Here is a 16,483-nt window from a genome sequence, read left to right as displayed (position 1 = left end):
AGGGGCGAGGTACGTTCGAGAGGTGACCAGCGAAGCCTCCGCACCCGCACCCGCCGACCCCGGCCGCATCGTCCTCCTCACCGCCAGCCACCGCGTCGCGCCCGGCCTGCTGTCCTGGCCCGCCTGGCAGACGCTGCGGGCCGCCGACCAGGTGCTGTGCGCCGACGCGGGCCACCCGCAGCTGCCGTACCTGCGCGAGGCGGGCATCACCGTCGAGCACGCGGCCCCGACCGCGCAGGAGCTGCTCGACGCGTGCGAGGGCGACCGCACCGTCGTCGTCATCCCCTCGGGCGAGGGCGACAAGGCCCTGACCGACGGCCTCGCCAGGCTGGCCGGGTCCGGTCGCGTCCAGATGCCCGACCTGGAGCTGCTCCCCGGCTCGTACGACCTGCCGGGCGCGCGCCTGCTCGACCTGATCCAGGTCATGGACCGCATCCGCCTCGAATGCCCGTGGTCGTCGCAGCAGACCCACAAGGGCCTCGCGAAGTACGGCATCGAGGAGGCGTACGAACTCGTCGAGGCCATCGAGGACGGCGACCGCGACGAACTCCGCGAGGAGCTCGGCGACGTACTCCTCCAAGTCGTCTTCCACGCGCGCATCGCGCAGGAGGACGAGGACGAGCCGTTCTCGATCGACGACGTCGCAGGCACGATCGTCGAGAAGCTGATCCACCGCCACCCGCACGTCTTCGGCGACGAGAAGGCCGAGACGCCAGAGGAGGTCAAGGAGCACTGGCTCCGCACGAAGGCGGCCGAAAAGCAGCGCGACTCACTGACCGACGGCGTCCCCCTGGGCCAGCCGGGCCTGGCCCTGGCGGCAAAACTGGCCTCCCGCGTACGAACGGCAGGCCTGGAAGTCCCACTCCCGACGGGCGAAGGCATCGGCTACGAACTGCTGGCCCTGGCGGTACGGGCAGAGGCGGCCGGTGTAGACCCGGAGGCGGCACTGCGAGCAGCGGGCAGGACATACCGCGACGCGATCCGCGCAACGGAGGCGGCGGGGCGGCGGTAGGCGCGGGTCCGGCGCGGAGCCCCTCACGCGGCGGCAGCCGCAAAATGTCACAGCTGGAACGGGAGCGCAGGGGACGGCCCAGCGCACCCGGCACCGCCCGCAGCTAGTGTCGACGCATGCCCGACCAGCACGCCTCCGGCCCCACTCCCGCGCTCTTCACCTGGGAGTTCGCCACCGACCCCTACCCCGCGTACGCCTGGCTGCGCGAGCACTCGCCCGTGCACCGGACCACACTGCCCAGCGGGGTCGACGCATGGCTGGTGACGCGGTACGGGGATGCCCGGCAGGCGCTGGCCGACCAGCGGCTTTCCAAGGATCCGGCGCACCACGCCGGGTCCGCGCACGCCAAGCGCAGGACCGGCATTCCGGGTGAGCGCAAGGCCGAGCTCATGACGCATCTGCTGAACATCGACCCGCCCGACCACACCCGGCTGCGGCGGCTGGTGTCGAAGGCCTTCACGCCACGCACGGTCGCCGAGTTCGCACCGCGCGTGCAAGAGCTGACAGACCAGCTGATCGACGGCTTCGCGCAGAAGGGGAGCGCCGACCTCATCCACGAGTTCGCCTTCCCGCTCCCCATCTATGCCATTTGCGACCTTCTCGGCGTACCGCGCGAGGACCAGGACGACTTCCGCGACTGGGCCGGGATGATGATTCGGCATGGAGGCGGTCCGCGCGGTGGCGTTGCCCGTTCGGTGAAAAAGATGCGCAACTACCTCGCCGAACTCATCCACCGCAAAAGGGAAGAACCGGGCGACGACCTCATCTCGGGCCTCATCCGCGCCAGCGACCACGGCGAGCACCTCACCGAGAACGAAGCCGCCGCGATGGCCTTCATCCTGCTCTTCGCCGGCTTCGAGACGACGGTCAATCTGATCGGAAATGGTGTGTACGCGCTCCTGCGCAACCCGGAGCAGCGCGAGCGGCTCCAGCGCGCACTCGCCGAGGGGGATACGCAGCTGCTCGCCACCGGAGTCGAGGAACTCCTGCGCTACGACGGGCCGGTGGAGCTCGCGACATGGCGGTACGCCACCGAGCCGTTGACCCTCGGCGGCCAGGACATCGCGGCCGGCGACCCCGTACTCGTCGTGCTCGCCGCCGCCGACCGGGACCCCGAGCGCTTCCGCGATCCGGACATGCTCGACCTCTCGCGCCGCGACAACCCGCACCTGGGGTACGGGCACGGCATCCATTACTGCCTCGGTGCACCGTTGGCCCGGCTGGAAGGGCAGGCGGCGATCGCGACGCTGCTTCGACGCCTTCCCGATCTGCGACTTGCGGTGGAACATGACGATTTGCGGTGGCGTGGGGGCCTCATTATGCGCGGACTGCGCACGCTTCCTGTGGAGTTCGACGCCGGAAAAATTTGACGGTACGTCAAGTATGAGACCTTCACGTGATCTCTGCTGCATCGACTTGTGACAAGCGTTCGAGTACGGCTACGTTCACCGTCAACCTCAGCCGTCACTCGAAAGGCAACCGCATGCGCTCCGGGAACGGTCGACACCGACGCCCGCGTCAGGCCCCAGCTCTCGTCGTCGCGGCAGGCGTCGCCGGATCGGCCATCGCCATCCCGCTCCTCGGCGCGACCGGCGCGAACGCTGCCGAGGCCACGACCTGGGACCGGGTCGCCGAGTGCGAGAGCGGAGGCATGTGGAGTGCCGACCTCGGCAACGGCTACTACGGCGGACTGCAGTTCTCGCAGGAGGCCTGGGAGAGCAACGGCGGTACGGCGTACGCGCCGCGCGCCGACCTCGCCAGCCGCTCCCAGCAGATCCAGATAGCGGAGAAGGTCCTGGCCGACCAGGGGCCGAAGGCGTGGCCCAGCTGCGCGACGATCTCCGGCCTGGTGGAGGGTGACGACACCCCGCCGGGCGTCGGCACGCCCGCCGAGCCGACGCCGTCGGAGGCTCCGGATAGCCCGGACACTTCGGAACGGTCCGAGCCCCTTGAGGACATCGTGGGCTCCGACTCCGAGGCCGACAGGACAAAGAAGGCCGACGAGGCCGACAAGGCCGACGTGAGTGAGGAGCCTGCCGGGTCGGACGCCTCCGAGCCCGCCAAGGCCCCCGACGCCACCCCCGCGGACGAGACCACTCCGCCCGCCCCCGAGAAGAGCGCCCCCTCGGGCAAGCACCGCGGCGAGGAAGCCCGCGAGGAGAACCGCACCGACGCCGCAGCAGGCGATTCGGGCAACAAGCATGAATCGGGCCGCCACGCCTCCCGAGGTGACGGATCGTCACGCGATGCGGCGAACGCGGGCAGTGCGGACAAGGCACGCAATGCGGATGGCGGTGAGTACACCGTGCGAACCGGTGACAACCTCTGGGCCATCGCCGACGCGCACGACGTCCCCGGCGGCTGGCCCGCGCTCTACGAGGCCAACGAGAAGGCCATCGGGTCCGACGCGGACCTCATCCTTCCTGGCCAGCGCCTTGATCTGAGCTGAAAACAGGGGCAGTTCGGGCTGCTATGTCCGAATTGGAGCCAGTGAGACAAGGGTCTCTTTGCCTCAACTGGCGCGGTCGGTCCGGACGCTCCACCCGTTTCGCCTCTGACCTGCGTGAATGCCGGTTATGCGAAGGCAAGTAGGGGCGATTTCTCCTCGATGTGCGTCTTTGAACATCGGGGAGTCATGTGTTTACGGTCGGATCGCTCGCCACCGCGGGCCCCGTCGACCGTCACGCCGAATCCTGCCGTCGGTCGGGGGAGTAGCTGACGCGTAAAGCGCCGTAGGCAGGAGCGGGGGAACCAGGTAAGTGCCGGGCCCGGCCGTCGAAGGGCGAACGCCGAAAGGCGAACGTCGAAGGACGCACCGGAACCGGCTTGGGGTGAAGCCGCGCGACAGATCGCACCAGGTCGCGCGGCCGGGCAACTCACATGGCCCGAACCCGACAGCTCACCTCGTAGGCGTCGGTGAGGAGATGTCGCATGCTGTTTTCCAGCAAGGCCAAGCACCGTCGCCCGTCCAAGGCCGTCCGGTTCGCCGCGTTCGCCGGTATCACCGGTGTCGCCGTCGCCGCCCCGCTGATGGGTGCCACGTCCGCCTCGGCCGCCAGCGCCGGGGAGTGGGACAAGGTCGCGCAGTGCGAGTCCGGCGGCAACTGGTCCATCAACACCGGCAACGGCTACCACGGTGGCCTGCAGTTCTCGGCGTCCACCTGGGCCGCGTACGGCGGCACCGCGTACGCCGGCACCGCCGACCAGGCCTCCAAGGCGCAGCAGATCGAGATAGCCGAGAAGGTCCTGGCCGGCCAGGGCAAGGGCGCGTGGCCGAACTGCGGCGTGGGCCTGTCCGGCGCCGCGTACGACAGTGGCTCCGCCGAGCAGGCCCAGCCCGAGGCGGCCCAGCCGAAGGCCGAGCCCAAGGCCGAGCGCAGCTCCGGCGACGCCCAGGCGGCCTCCCGCGGCGAGGGCCGCAAGGCGGTGAAGAAGGGCGACGGCGAGTACAAGGTGAAGTCCGGCGACACCCTCGGCAAGATCGCCGAGGCGGAGGACGTCGAGGGCGGCTGGAAGAAGATCTTCGAGCTGAACAAGGACATCATCAGCGACGCCGACGTGATCTTCCCGGGCCAGCAGCTGCACCTCGGCTGAGCCTGACGACCCCACAAAGCTCCCCGGCCCGGCGTGTCTTCCCCCGTACGCGCCGGGCCGGGGTTTTGTCGTTACTGCCCAGTACGTCGCGACTTCCGGCCAGGAGTTTCGTACCGTCCTGGGGGTATTCGGGCGCCTTCTCGTCCCACGGGGCGGGCCATCGGCTGGCCGATGCGCCCGGGCCGGATAGGCTCTTGCCGCAAGGCCAAAGCGACCCTGCACCCAAGCGTCACATCCCAGAAGGAGATGCTCGTGCCGTCCATCGACGTCGTCGTAGCCCGGGAAATCCTGGACTCCCGAGGCAACCCCACGGTCGAGGTCGAGGTCGGCCTCGACGACGGCAGCACCGGTCGTGCTGCTGTTCCGTCCGGTGCCTCCACCGGAGCGTTCGAGGCCATTGAGCTTCGCGACGGTGACCCCGACCGCTATCAGGGCAAGGGTGTCGAGAAGGCCGTCCTCGCCGTCATCGAGCAGATCGGCCCGGAGCTCGTCGGTTACGACGCCACCGAGCAGCGCCTGATCGACCAGGCGATGTTCGACCTGGACGCCACCGAGAACAAGGCCTCCCTCGGCGCCAACGCCATCCTCGGCGTCTCGCTTGCCGTCGCGCACGCCGCCTCCGAGGCGTCCGACCTGCCGCTCTTCCGCTACCTCGGCGGCCCGAACGCGCACCTGCTGCCCGTTCCGATGATGAACATCCTCAACGGTGGGTCGCACGCCGACTCCAACGTCGACATCCAGGAGTTCATGATCGCGCCGATCGGCGCCGAGTCGTTCTCCGAGGCCCTGCGCTGGGGCACGGAGGTCTACCACACCCTCAAGTCCGTCCTGAAGACCAAGGGCCTGTCCACCGGCCTCGGCGACGAGGGCGGCTTCGCCCCGAACCTGGACTCCAACCGCGCCGCGCTCGACCTCATCCTCGAGGCCATCCAGCAGGCCGGTTACATCCCGGGCGAGCAGATCGCGCTCGCGCTCGACGTCGCCGCGTCCGAGTTCTACAAGGACGGCGCGTACGAGTTCGAGGGCAAGTCCCGCTCGGCCGCCGAGATGACGGAGTACTACGAGGAGCTCGTGGCGGCGTACCCGCTCGTCTCCATCGAGGACCCGCTCTTCGAGGACGACTGGGCCGGCTGGAAGGTCCTCACCGACAAGCTGGGCACCAAGGTCCAGATCGTCGGCGACGACCTCTTCGTCACCAACCCGGAGCGCCTGGCCCGCGGTATCGAGGAAGGCGCCGCCAACTCGCTGCTCGTCAAGGTCAACCAGATCGGTTCGCTGACCGAGACCCTGGACGCCGTCGAGCTGGCCCAGCGCAACGGCTTCAAGTGCATGATGTCGCACCGCTCCGGTGAGACCGAGGACGTCACCATCGCCGACCTCGCCGTCGCCACCAACTGCGGCCAGATCAAGACCGGCGCCCCGGCCCGCTCCGAGCGCGTCGCCAAGTACAACCAGCTGCTGCGCATCGAGGAGATCCTCGACGACGCGGCGGTGTACGCGGGCCGCAGCGCGTTCCCCCGCTTCAAGGGATAAGCGCGGCAAGGGTTAAGCACAGCAAGGGCTGAAGGCCCCAGCCTCCCTACGTCCCCGCCCACGGTCCCGTACCGTGTGCGGGGACGTACGCGCGTATAAGGGGAGGCGGGAGACATGGCCGCGAAGAACCGGGACCGGTTCTCCACTGCGACCAGGCTGAGGCTGCTCGGTGAGCAGACCGCCGCCCGCGTCTACCGGTCCCAGACCCGCCGTCAGGCCCGCCGCTCCCGGCTCACCGGCCGGGCGGCGCTGCTCGTCCTGGTGCTCTGCTCGCTCATCGTGGCGCTCGCCTATCCAATGCGGCAGTACGTGTCGCAGCGCGGTGAGATCGCCGACGAGCAGCGGAAGATGCAGGAAGCCGGCGCCCGGGTCGAGCAGCTGCGCGACGAGAAGGCCCGGCTCAAGGACGACGCGTACATCGAGCGCCTGGCCCGTGAGCACCTCCATCTCGTACGCCCCGGCGAGACGGGCTTCACGGTCTTCGACCCGGACGCGCGCGACAAGCGCCGCGACGACCAGGGCGCCGCGGACCGGCCCTGGTACTCCAACCTCTGGGACGGCGTCGACAACGCCGACCGCCCGGACCAGCAGTAGTGATCAGCAAGCAGCAAGCAGTAATCAGCACGTGGTAATCAGCAAGCCAACACAACACGAAGGCACGAACGCACGCATGGACGCCGCACCCCCGACCACCCCGCGCACCGAGCCCACCGAGGTGGACATCGCCGCGTTCAAGCTGCAGCTGGGCCGCCCGCCGCGCGGCCTGCGCGCCATCGCGCACCGCTGCCCGTGCGGACAGCCGGACGTGGTCGAGACGGCCCCGCGTCTGGAGGACGGCACGCCGTTCCCGACGCTGTACTACCTCACCTGCCCCCGCGCGGCCGGCGCCATCGGCACCCTTGAGGGCTCAGGACTGATGAAGGAGATGCAGGACCGGCTCGCCGACGACCCGGAGCTGGCCGCCGCCTACCGCGCGGCCCACGAGGACTACATCCAGCGCCGCGACGCGATCGAGGTGCTCCAGGGCTTCCCGAGCGCGGGCGGCATGCCGGACCGCGTGAAGTGCCTGCACGTCCTGGTCGGCCACTCGCTGGCGGCCGGGCCGGGGGTGAACCCGTTCGGCGACGAAGCGCTCGCGCTGCTGCCCGAGTGGTGGGCGAAGGGCCCGTGCGTGACGCCGTGCGCCGACAAGACCGGCCAGGAGGAAGACAAGTGACCCGTGTTGCCGCCATCGACTGCGGTACGAACTCCATCCGGCTGCTCGTCGCCGACGCCGACCCCGGGACGGGCGAGATCGTCGATCTCGACCGGCGCATGGAGATCGTGCGCCTCGGCCAGGACGTCGACCGCACCGGCCGCCTCGCCCCGGAGGCGCTGGAGCGTACCTTCGCCGCCTGTCGCCAGTACGCCGATGTCATCAAGGCGCACGGCGCCGAGAAGATCCGCTTCGTGGCGACCTCCGCATCGCGCGACGCCGAGAACCGCGAGGAATTCGTCCGCGGCGTCGTCGACATCCTCGGCGTCGAGCCCGAGGTGATCACCGGTGACCAGGAGGCCGAGTTCTCCTTCACCGGCGCCACCAAGGAGCTCGCGGGACGCGCCGACCTGCCCAGGCCCTACCTGGTGGTCGACATCGGCGGCGGCTCCACGGAGTTCGTCGTGGGCGACGACCACGTACGGGCCGCCCGCTCCGTCGACATCGGCTGCGTACGGATGACCGAGCGCCACCTCATGCGCGACGGCGTCGTCTCCGACCCGCCCACCCTCGGCCAGATCACGGCCATACGAGCCGACATCCGCGCCGCCCTCGACCTCGCGGAGGAGACGGTGCCGCTCCGCGAGGCGCACACCCTGGTCGGGCTCGCGGGTTCGGTGACGACCGTGGGCGCCATCGCGCTGGGGCTCCACGCGTACGACTCGGCGCTGATCCACCACTCGCGCGTCACGTACGAGTCGGTCAAGCGGATCACCGGCGAGCTGCTCATCTCGACGCACGCGGAGCGGACCGCGATCCCCGTCATGCACCCCGGCCGGGTGGATGTCATCGCGGCGGGAGCGCTCGTACTGCTGGAGATCATGGAGCGGACCGGGGCCTCGGAGGTCGTCGTCAGCGAGCACGACATTCTTGATGGAATCGGCTGGTCCATCGCCTGAGAGGCACCCGCCGACGAACTTCGTGAAGTTCTTCACAAGGAATTGGGGTCTCTGGGCCCCCGATCTGCCCCCTGCGGGGCGGTCGGGGGCCCAACTCGCGTCCTGCGGTCCCATTTCGGACCGTTCCGGACGCGTCATGTCCGGGTGGACCGGGGCGGTGGTCCACCCCCGGATATAGGCCGAGGGGCCAGCTCACGGGGGGTTTTCAACGTGCCGCCCTACACCCTGGTTCCCCCGCCGCGCCATGACCTGTGTCACGTGGGCGGCGGAGTGTAGCAGAGTGCCCCAAGGAGCTTGTGAAGGGGCTCACGAGCCACCCCCTTCGGTGGGGTGGATACTCGATGGCATGAGCACCACGGAGCGTCCCAGGATCCTCGTAGTAGGCGGTGGGTACGTAGGCCTGTACGCAGCACGACGCATTCTCAAGAAGATGCGTTATGCGGAAGCGACCGTCACGGTCGTCGACCCGCGCTCGTACATGACGTACCAGCCCTTCCTCCCCGAAGCTGCCGCCGGCAGCATCTCGCCGAGGCACGTTGTCGTACCGCTGCGACGCGTCCTGCCCAAGGCCGAGGTGCTCACCGGTCGGGTCACGACCATCGATCAGGACCGCAAGGTCGCCACCGTCGCGCCGCTCGTCGGCGAGGCCTACGAGCTGCCCTTCGACTACCTGGTCATCGCGCTCGGCGCGGTCTCCCGCACCTTCCCGATCCCCGGCCTGGCCGAACAGGGCATCGGCATGAAGGGCGTCGAGGAGGCCATCGGCCTGCGCAACCACGTCCTTGAGCAGCTGGACAAGGCAGACTCCACGACCGACGAGGACGTCCGCCGCAAGGCGCTCACCTTCGTCTTCGTCGGCGGTGGCTTCGCGGGTGCGGAGACCATCGGCGAGGTCGAGGACATGGCCCGCGACGCCGCGAAGTACTACACGAGCGTCAAGCGCGAAGACATGCGTTTCCTGCTCGTCGACGTGGCCGACAAGATCCTTCCCGAGGTCGGGCCGAAGCTCGGCGCGTACGGCAAGGAGCACCTGGAGAGCCGCGGCGTCGAGGTCTACCTCAAGACCGGCATGGACTCCTGCGTCGACGGCCACGTGGTGCTCAACAACGGCCTCGAAGTGGACTCCAACACCATCGTGTGGACCGCCGGTGTGAAGCCGAACCCGGCGCTGGCCCGCTACGGCCTGCCGCTCGGCCCGCGCGGCCACGTGGACACCGCCGCCACCCTCCAGGTGCAGGGCAGCGACTACATCTGGGCCGCGGGCGACAACGCCCAGGTCCCGGACATGGCCGCCCGCAGGGCCGGCGTCGAGAATGCCTGGTGCCCGCCGAACGCCCAGCACGCGCTCCGTCAGGCGAAGGTCCTCGGCGACAACGTGATCTCCGGCATGAGGGGCTTCCCCCAGAAGGAGTACAGCCACGCCAACAAGGGTGCGGTCGCCGGTCTCGGCCTGCACAAGGGCGTCGCGATGATCGTCATGGGCAAGGTGAAGATCAAGCTCAAGGGCCGTCTCGCCTGGTACATGCACCGTGGCTACCACGGCATGGCCGTCCCGACCTGGAACCGCAAGATCCGCGTCCTCGCCGACTGGACCCTCGCGATGTTCCTCAAGCGCGAGGTCGTCTCGCTCGGCGCCATGGAGACTCCCCGCGAGGAGTTCTACGAGGCCGCCAAGCCGGCACCGGCACCGGCTCCGGCCGCCAAGGCCGCCGCGCCCGCCGACGGCGAGAAGGCCAAGGCCTCCTAGTACAGCCAGTACGTCGCAGCCCGAGGGGGCCGCCCGCCATCCGTGGTGCGGGCGGCCCCTTCGGCATTCCCGCACTTCCCGGTACTCGGTACCCCGCTACCGGGATGTTGCGGGGTGGCGCCCGGTGTTATGTGGAATGAATGTCGCCAAGGCATCCGGGCTCCACTGTCACGGAGGTGTGCACCATGGCCGACGCCGCCCTGCGGCTGACCACGCTTGCCGAGGAACTCCTCGGGCAACCACTACCGGTCCGCATCCGGGCCTGGGACGGCAGCGAGTCCGGCCCGCCCGACGCGCCGACCCTCGTCATCCACCACCGCCGTGCCCTGCGCCGCCTGCTCTGGAAGCCCGGCGAACTCGGCCTCGCCCGGGCCTGGGTGGCGGGCGAGATCTCGGTACGGGGCGATCTGTACGAGGCCCTGGACCGCCTCGCGGGGCTGCTCTGGGAACGCGGCGCCGAGACCAAGTCCCCCATCCATCCCGTGCGCGACCCCCGCCTGCGCGCCGCCGCCCGCGGCCTGATCGGCCTGGTGGGCCTGTGGCCGCCGCCTCCCCCGCCCCGCGAAGAGGTCAGGCGGCGCAGCGGCCCGCTGCACACCAAGCGCCGCGACAAGCAAGCGATCAGCCACCACTACGACGTGGGCAACGACTTCTACGCCCTGGTGCTCGGCCGGTCGATGGTCTACTCGTGCGCGTACTTCGATGAAGGGCTCACCCTCGAAGAGGCCCAGCGCGACAAGCTGGACCTGATCAGCCGCAAGCTCGGCCTCAAGGAGGGCGTCCGGCTGCTCGACGTCGGCTGCGGCTGGGGCTCCATGGCCATCCACGCGGCGCGCGAGTACGGCGCCCAGGTCACCGGTGTCACGCTCTCCACCGAGCAGGCGGCGTTCGCCCGCAAGCGCATCGCCGAGGAGGGCCTGACCGACCGCATCGAGATCCGGGTCCAGGACTACCGGGACGTCAGGGACGGTCCGTACGACGCGATCTCGTCGATCGGCATGGCCGAGCACGTCGGCTCGGCGCTCTACCGGGAGTACGCCGGCACGCTGTTCTCGCTGCTCAAGCCGGGCGGCCGGCTGCTCAACCACCAGATCGCCCGCCGCCCCGAACCGGACGAAGAGTCGTACCACGTCGACGAGTTCATCGACGCGTACGTCTTCCCCGACGGCGAGCTGGCGCCGGTCGGCCGCACCGTCGCGACGCTGGAGGAGGCCGGCTTCGAGGTGCGCGACGTCGAGTCGCTCCGTGAGCACTACGCCCTGACGCTGCGCCAGTGGGTCTCCAACCTGGAGGACAACTGGGAGGCGGCGGTACGGGCGACCTCGCAGGGGCGGGCCCGCGTCTGGCAGCTCTACATGGCGGCCTCCGCGCTCTCCTTCGAGCACAACAAGATCGGCGTCAATCAGGTACTCGCCGTACGGTCCGGGGAGGGCGGCACGTCCGGCATGCCGTTGCGGTCGCGTGACTGGAGGAATTCCGGAGGTCGTTGATACGCACCCCCGGCAAGCAGACGGCGAAGGGCCGACCCCCCGTGGGCCGGCCCTTCGCCGTCTGCGTACCGCTCCACTCCGTCGGCTACTCCGCCTTGATCGCCGCCAGCGGGTTCAGCCGCGCCGCGCTGCGTGCCGGCCACATGGCGGCGAGCACGCCCACCAGGGCGGCGATGGCGAGGAAGACCCCGATCCGGGCGATGGGGATTTCCATGGCGTACGTCTTCACCGAGTCGCTGATGCCACTGCCCGCGGCCCAGCCCAGGAAGATCCCGAGGCCGATGCCGAGCGCCGCGCCGAACAGCGAGATGATGACCGACTCCAGGCGCACCATCTGCTTGACCTTCGACCGGTCGAGGCCGATCGCCCGCAGCATCCCGATCTCGTGCTTGCGCTCGAACACCGACATGGCCAGCGTGTTGATGACACCGAGCACCGCGATCAGGACGGCCATCGCCAGCAGGCCGTACAGCATGTTGAGAATGAGGTTGATGGCGCCGCCGACCTCGTCGCTGATGTCCTGCTTGTCCTGGATCTTGATGGCGGGGTTCTCGCCGAGGGCCTTGACGATGGAGTCCTCGGCCCGGTCGGAGGGGCCGTTCTTCATCTTGAGCAGGACCTGTTCGTCGGCGGTCTTCTCCAGGTGCGGGTCGACCACGGCGGTCGGCGTGAAGAGCCCATTGAGCATGTCGTTCTCGCGGTAGACGCCGGTGACCTTCAGCTCGGCCGTCTTGCCGTCGTCGAACTTCACCGAGGTGGTGTCGCCCGCCTTCAGACCCTTCCGGTCGGCGGTGTCGTGATCCATGATCGTCGAGTTGCCGGTCAGGCCGTCCAGCGAGCCGCTGGTGAAGTCGAGGTTCAGCAGGTCACCGATGTGCTTCTGGTCGACGCCGGCGATCCTCGTGAACGTACCGTCGGCCTCTCCGTAGGCGACGCGCATCGGGCTGCTCGCCTCGACGTCGGGGAGGGCCGCCAGCTTCTTGTTCACCTCGGGCGACAGCGGCTGGTAGTTGGCCATGGAGACGGTGTAGTCGGACTTCAGGGAGTCCGCCGCCATCTTGTTGATCGCGGTCTGCATGGAGGTCGCGATCACGGTCATCGCCGTGATGAGGGTGAGGCCGATCATCAGCGCGGCAGCGGTGGAGGCCGTACGGCGCGGATTGCGCAGCGAGTTCTGCCGGGCCAGCTTGCCGGTCACTCCGAACGGCTTCAGAAGCGGAGTGGCGGCGGCGATGAACGGGCGGGAGAGCAGCGGCGTGAGCACGATGACGCCGATGAGCATCAGCCCGGCGCCCAGCGCCATGTACGGCATGCCGTCCTTGCCGGCGGAGACGCCCATGAAGAGGGCGCCGAGACCGAGGGCGGCGATGACCGACCCGATGGTGTTGCGTACGACCAGACCGCGCACGGTCGGGGTGGCGTGCACGCTGTTCATCGCGGCGACCGGCGGGATCTTCGCGGCCCGGCGGCCCGGCAGCCAGGCGGCGAGCATGGTGACGACCACACCGATGACGAGCGCGACGACGCCGGTCGTCGGGGCGATGACCAGGGGTCCTTCCGGCAGCGAGGCGCCGATGGAGTTGACCAGGGACCGCAGGCCGACCGCCACGCCGATGCCCAGGGCGAAGCCGGTCACCGCGGCGATGAGGCCGACGAGGAACGCCTCGGTCAGTACGGAATGCGTCACCTGGCGGCGGGAGGCGCCGATGGCGCGCATCAGCGCCAGTTCCTTGGTGCGTTGGGCGACCAGCATCGTGAAGGTGTTGGCGATGATGAAGATGCCGACGAAGAGCGAGATGGCGGCGAAGTAGAGCAGCGTCTGGCTCAGCGCGCTGGTCTGCGCGGCGATCATCCGGTCCTGGTCGTCGGCGAGCGTGTCACCGGTGACGGCCATCGTGTCCTTCGGCAGGATCTTCTCGGCCGCGCTCTTGAGGGCGGCCTGGGAGGTGCCGGCCGCCGCCTTGATGTCGATCTGGTCGTACTCGGTCTTGCCGAGCATCTTGCGCGCGGTGTCGTTGTCGAACAGCACCAGGCTGCCGCCGGCCACCACGTTGCCGTTGGAGGTGTCGAAGATGCCGCTGACCCGCTGCTCAGCCACCGGTCCGTCGGTGGACAGCCGGGCGGTGTCGCCGACCTTGTAGCCGGTGCGCTCCGCGGTGCGGCTGTCGAGCGCGATCTCACCGGCCTTGCGCGGTGCGTGCCCGGCGGTGAAGTCGTAACGGGAGTCCTTGCCGTCGGCGCCGGGGTAGAAGTTGGCGCCCGTGGTGCCCCAGTTCTGGCCGACGAGCTTGCCGTTCTTGTCGGCGAGCGCCGTGAAACCGGACATGTCGCCGATGACGGAGGAGGCGCCGGGAAGGTCCTGAGACTTCTTCAGCAGAGCGTCCGTCAGCAGGGGTTGCTGCTTGGCTCCCTGGCCTGTCTCACCGGAGGGTTCGGAGGAACGGTCGGGCTGGATGGCGACCGACACATGGTCGAAGCTCTTCGCCGACTTGTTCTTGTAGGCGTTGCCGATGGTGTCGGAGAAGACGAGGGTGCCGGAGACGAAGGCCACGCCGAGCATGACCGCGAGCACGGTCATCAGCAGTCGGGCCTTGTGCGCGAGCACATTGCGCAGGGCGGTACGGAACATGTTTCTGTCAGTCCTGGGGTGGGGCGGCCGGGAGGCCGGGCGGGCTGCGGGCCGGGATGATCAGCTGGTGCGGCCCTTGGAGTCGAACTCCTTCATCCGGTCGAGTACGCCGTCCGCGGTCGGGTTCAGCATCTCGTCGACGATCCGGCCGTCGGCGAGGAAGATCACACGGTCCGCGTACGAGGCGGCCACCGGGTCGTGCGTCACCATGACGACGGTCTGGCCCAGTTCCCGCACGGAGTTCCGCAGGAAGCCGAGCACCTCGGCGCCGGAGCGCGAGTCCAGGTTTCCGGTCGGCTCGTCACCGAAGACGATCTCGGGGCGGCTCGCCAGCGCGCGGGCCACGGCGACACGCTGCTGCTGGCCGCCGGAGAGCTCGGTGGGCCGGTGGCTCAGCCGGTCGGAGAGGCCGACCATGCCGATGACCTTCTCCAGCCACTGCTTGTCGGGCTTACGGCCCGCTATGTCCATCGGCAGCGTGATGTTCTCGGCGGCGGTGAGCGTCGGCAGCAGGTTGAACGCCTGGAAGATGAAGCCGATCTTGTCCCGGCGCAGCTGCGTGAGCTGCTTGTCCTTCAGGGTGCCCAGCTCGGTCTCGCCGATCCGTACGGAGCCGGAGCTGAACGAGTCGAGGCCCGCGACGCAGTGCATCAGCGTCGACTTGCCGGATCCCGACGGGCCCATGATCGCGGTGAACTCACCCTGCCGGAAGTCCACGGTGACCCGGTCCAGGGCGACCACCTGGGTCTCGCCCTGTCCGTAGACCTTGGAAAGCTCCGTGGCGCGTGCTGCCACCGCGGTGGCGCGGTGAGCGGTGGTGGTGGTCACGAGTGGGACTCCTGTCGCGGACGATTACGGGAACGGATTCATCGTCCCGTCCGTTCGGCCCCCACGGATCAGCCCCCGAGCCCGTTCCCGGGGCCCTCTTGAGTCGCATCGGCGCCCTCGCCCGTCCTCCTTTGGTATGACGTCGCCCCTGAGACCGGGGGAGGGACGAAGCAGGGCAGAGGGCGTGCGTGAAAAGAGGCGCGCGCAGGCGAGTTTCCGTCATTCCCGTACGCCGGCCCTTGCGGCCGCCTACCGCGCCCGGCATGTGCCGACGGCCCTTTACAGGCGCTGACGGGCCCTCAAGCGTCAATAAAATAAGACAACATCGGCCAGGCGTTCCGCTGTTCGGGGGAAGCCTCCGGATAGGCTCTGACCCGCGAATTGTGGAGCCGCGCACCTGGCCCGGATGGTGGAACGCAGACACGGCGAGCTTAAACCTCGCTGCCCTCGCGGGCGTGCCGGTTCGAGTCCGGCTCCGGGCACCTTTCGCCGTAGAGGCGGGATCCTCGAAAGATCCTCCTCTGGCACTAGGGTGTTCCTTTTGCTTTCCCATTACTCTTGTCCAGAGACCACACACGGTGGCCATGGAGGAGTGAGATGAGGAGCAGCAACCCGGTCTTCTCGCGACGGGGCTTCAGCCGCGACAACGGCTACGCGGGCTTCAACGCGGCACCGCAGGCCGGGGGCCCCGCCGTCGGTGCGACGCAGGGCAACCCTTATGCCCAGGGCGCCACGAACCCGTACGCGACCAACCCGTACGCCCAGCAGGACACGCAGTACGGCGCCCCGCAGGCGCCCGCGCGCACCGACGTGATGACGCTCGACGACGTCGTGACCCGTACGGCCATGACGCTCGGCACCGTCGTCGTCGGCGCCACGCTCGCCTGGGCGCTGCTGCCGACCACGCCGACCAGTTACGGTCTGGCCGTCGGTGCCGCGCTGGTGGCCTTCGTACTGGCCATCGTCCAGTCGTTCAAGCGCAAGGCGTCTCCCGCGCTGATTCTGAGTTACGCGGCTTTCGAGGGCGTTTTCCTCGGCGTCATCAGCGAGATGTTCAACGAGCGCTGGTCGGGAGCCCCGTTCCAGGCGGTCCTCGGCACGATGGCGGTCGCGGCCGGAACGCTGTTCGCCTACAAGCAGCGCTGGATCCGGGTCACCGCCAGGTATGCCCGTATCGGCATGGCCATCGCCATCGGCTTCATTCTCGTGATGGCGGTCAATCTGCTGCTCGTGGTCTTCGGCGGAGTCGAGGACGGCGGCCTGCGCAGCATGGGTCCGCTCGGCGCGGTCGTCGGCATCATCGCGATCCTGCTCGGCGCGTTCTTCCTGACGCTGGACTTCAAGCAGATCGAGGACGGCGTCGCCTACGGTGCTCCGCGTGAGGAGTCCTGGCTGGCGGCGTTCGGTCTGACGATGTCGCTGGTGTGGATCTACCTGGAGATGCTGCGCCTTGTCGCCATCTTCAGCGGCGACGACTAGCAGTCCCAGGCAATGAG

At 69.1% G+C, this 16,483-nt stretch carries 13 protein-coding genes, 1 tRNA gene and 1 riboswitch; of the genes, 12 read left to right on the top strand and 2 right to left on the bottom strand.

Annotation, left to right across the window (positions count from 1 at the left end; translation table 11 throughout):
- Positions 1–22 precede the first annotated feature (22 nt).
- From PXH83_RS11170 to PXH83_RS11125, 10 genes are all read left to right on the top strand, one after another.
- Positions 23–1,012, top strand: a complete 990-nt coding sequence (locus PXH83_RS11170; RefSeq protein WP_274559370.1) for a nucleoside triphosphate pyrophosphohydrolase — start codon at positions 23–25, stop codon at positions 1,010–1,012.
- A 116-nt stretch (positions 1,013–1,128) separates the two neighbouring features.
- Positions 1,129–2,382, top strand: a complete 1,254-nt coding sequence (locus PXH83_RS11165; RefSeq protein WP_274559368.1) for a cytochrome P450 family protein — start codon at positions 1,129–1,131, stop codon at positions 2,380–2,382.
- A 113-nt stretch (positions 2,383–2,495) separates the two neighbouring features.
- A complete protein-coding gene (locus PXH83_RS11160; protein ID WP_274559366.1) occupies positions 2,496–3,461 on the top strand; it encodes a transglycosylase family protein in 966 nt (321 codons plus the stop codon).
- A 328-nt stretch (positions 3,462–3,789) separates the two neighbouring features.
- Positions 3,790–3,940, top strand: a riboswitch (cyclic di-AMP (ydaO/yuaA leader).
- Between the two features lie 3 nt (positions 3,941–3,943).
- The gene (locus tag PXH83_RS11155) at positions 3,944–4,606 is read left to right on the top strand and encodes a transglycosylase family protein (RefSeq protein ID WP_274559365.1); all 663 of its coding nucleotides are present in this window, start codon (positions 3,944–3,946) and stop codon (positions 4,604–4,606) included.
- 246 nt (positions 4,607–4,852) lie between these two features.
- Complete coding sequence (eno, locus tag PXH83_RS11150; protein ID WP_214919648.1) at positions 4,853–6,139, top strand: phosphopyruvate hydratase; 1,287 nt, start codon at positions 4,853–4,855, stop codon at positions 6,137–6,139.
- Between the two features lie 114 nt (positions 6,140–6,253).
- On the top strand, positions 6,254–6,733 hold the full coding sequence (locus PXH83_RS11145; protein WP_214919649.1) for an FtsB family cell division protein: 480 nt from the start codon (positions 6,254–6,256) through the stop codon (positions 6,731–6,733).
- A gap of 76 nt (positions 6,734–6,809) precedes the next feature.
- Positions 6,810–7,355 (top strand): DUF501 domain-containing protein, encoded by a 546-nt coding sequence (locus PXH83_RS11140; protein WP_274559362.1) that lies wholly within the window; start codon positions 6,810–6,812, stop codon positions 7,353–7,355.
- On the top strand, positions 7,352–8,293 hold the full coding sequence (locus tag PXH83_RS11135; protein WP_274559359.1) for a Ppx/GppA phosphatase family protein: 942 nt from the start codon (positions 7,352–7,354) through the stop codon (positions 8,291–8,293). Before PXH83_RS11140 ends, PXH83_RS11135 begins: the two co-directional genes overlap by 4 nt.
- A 346-nt stretch (positions 8,294–8,639) precedes the next feature.
- Positions 8,640–10,040, top strand: coding sequence for an NAD(P)/FAD-dependent oxidoreductase (locus PXH83_RS11130; RefSeq protein WP_274559357.1), 1,401 nt, complete (start codon positions 8,640–8,642; stop codon positions 10,038–10,040).
- A 185-nt stretch (positions 10,041–10,225) separates the two neighbouring features.
- Positions 10,226–11,530 carry an SAM-dependent methyltransferase gene (locus tag PXH83_RS11125; protein WP_274559355.1) on the top strand — a complete coding sequence of 435 codons (1,305 nt, stop codon included), beginning with the start codon at positions 10,226–10,228 and terminating at the stop codon, positions 11,528–11,530.
- An 85-nt stretch (positions 11,531–11,615) separates the two neighbouring features.
- Here PXH83_RS11125 and PXH83_RS11120 read toward each other — a convergent pair whose 3' ends face one another.
- Together PXH83_RS11120 and PXH83_RS11115 are read right to left on the bottom strand one after the other, a co-directional pair.
- Positions 11,616–14,159 (bottom strand): ABC transporter permease, encoded by a 2,544-nt coding sequence (locus PXH83_RS11120; protein WP_274559352.1) that lies wholly within the window; start codon positions 14,157–14,159, stop codon positions 11,616–11,618.
- 60 nt (positions 14,160–14,219) lie between these two features.
- The gene (locus PXH83_RS11115) at positions 14,220–14,987 is read right to left on the bottom strand and encodes an ABC transporter ATP-binding protein (RefSeq protein WP_274559350.1); all 768 of its coding nucleotides are present in this window, start codon (positions 14,985–14,987) and stop codon (positions 14,220–14,222) included.
- A gap of 400 nt (positions 14,988–15,387) precedes the next feature.
- Between PXH83_RS11115 and PXH83_RS11110 the strand changes: the two genes are divergently transcribed.
- Positions 15,388–15,469 (top strand) — tRNA-Leu (locus PXH83_RS11110).
- Positions 15,470–15,584: 115 nt separating this feature from the next.
- Positions 15,585–16,466 (top strand): Bax inhibitor-1/YccA family protein, encoded by an 882-nt coding sequence (locus tag PXH83_RS11105; protein WP_274559348.1) that lies wholly within the window; start codon positions 15,585–15,587, stop codon positions 16,464–16,466.
- Positions 16,467–16,483: the final 17 nt, after the last annotated feature.

The sequence above is a fragment of the Streptomyces spiramyceticus genome, from assembly GCF_028807635.1.
GTDB lineage: Bacteria > Actinomycetota > Actinomycetes > Streptomycetales > Streptomycetaceae > Streptomyces > Streptomyces spiramyceticus.
The sequence above is the reverse complement of the archived record's forward strand: the minus strand, read 5'-3'. Positions and strand labels throughout refer to the sequence as shown.

Bases quoted from the DNA above. Each gene is read 5' to 3' on its own strand.
- PXH83_RS11120 (WP_274559352.1), bottom strand. From the start codon at position 14,159: ATGTTCCGTACCGCCCTGCGCAATGTGCTCGCGCACAAGGCCCGACTG.
- PXH83_RS11130 (WP_274559357.1), top strand. From the start codon at position 8,640: ATGAGCACCACGGAGCGTCCCAGGATCCTCGTAGTAGGCGGTGGGTAC.
- eno (WP_214919648.1), top strand. From the start codon at position 4,853: ATGCTCGTGCCGTCCATCGACGTCGTCGTAGCCCGGGAAATCCTGGAC.
- PXH83_RS11165 (WP_274559368.1), top strand. From the start codon at position 1,129: ATGCCCGACCAGCACGCCTCCGGCCCCACTCCCGCGCTCTTCACCTGG.
- PXH83_RS11155 (WP_274559365.1), top strand. From the start codon at position 3,944: ATGCTGTTTTCCAGCAAGGCCAAGCACCGTCGCCCGTCCAAGGCCGTC.
- PXH83_RS11160 (WP_274559366.1), top strand. From the start codon at position 2,496: ATGCGCTCCGGGAACGGTCGACACCGACGCCCGCGTCAGGCCCCAGCT.
- PXH83_RS11145 (WP_214919649.1), top strand. From the start codon at position 6,254: ATGGCCGCGAAGAACCGGGACCGGTTCTCCACTGCGACCAGGCTGAGG.
- PXH83_RS11105 (WP_274559348.1), top strand. From the start codon at position 15,585: ATGAGGAGCAGCAACCCGGTCTTCTCGCGACGGGGCTTCAGCCGCGAC.
- PXH83_RS11140 (WP_274559362.1), top strand. From the start codon at position 6,810: ATGGACGCCGCACCCCCGACCACCCCGCGCACCGAGCCCACCGAGGTG.
- PXH83_RS11125 (WP_274559355.1), top strand. From the start codon at position 10,226: ATGGCCGACGCCGCCCTGCGGCTGACCACGCTTGCCGAGGAACTCCTC.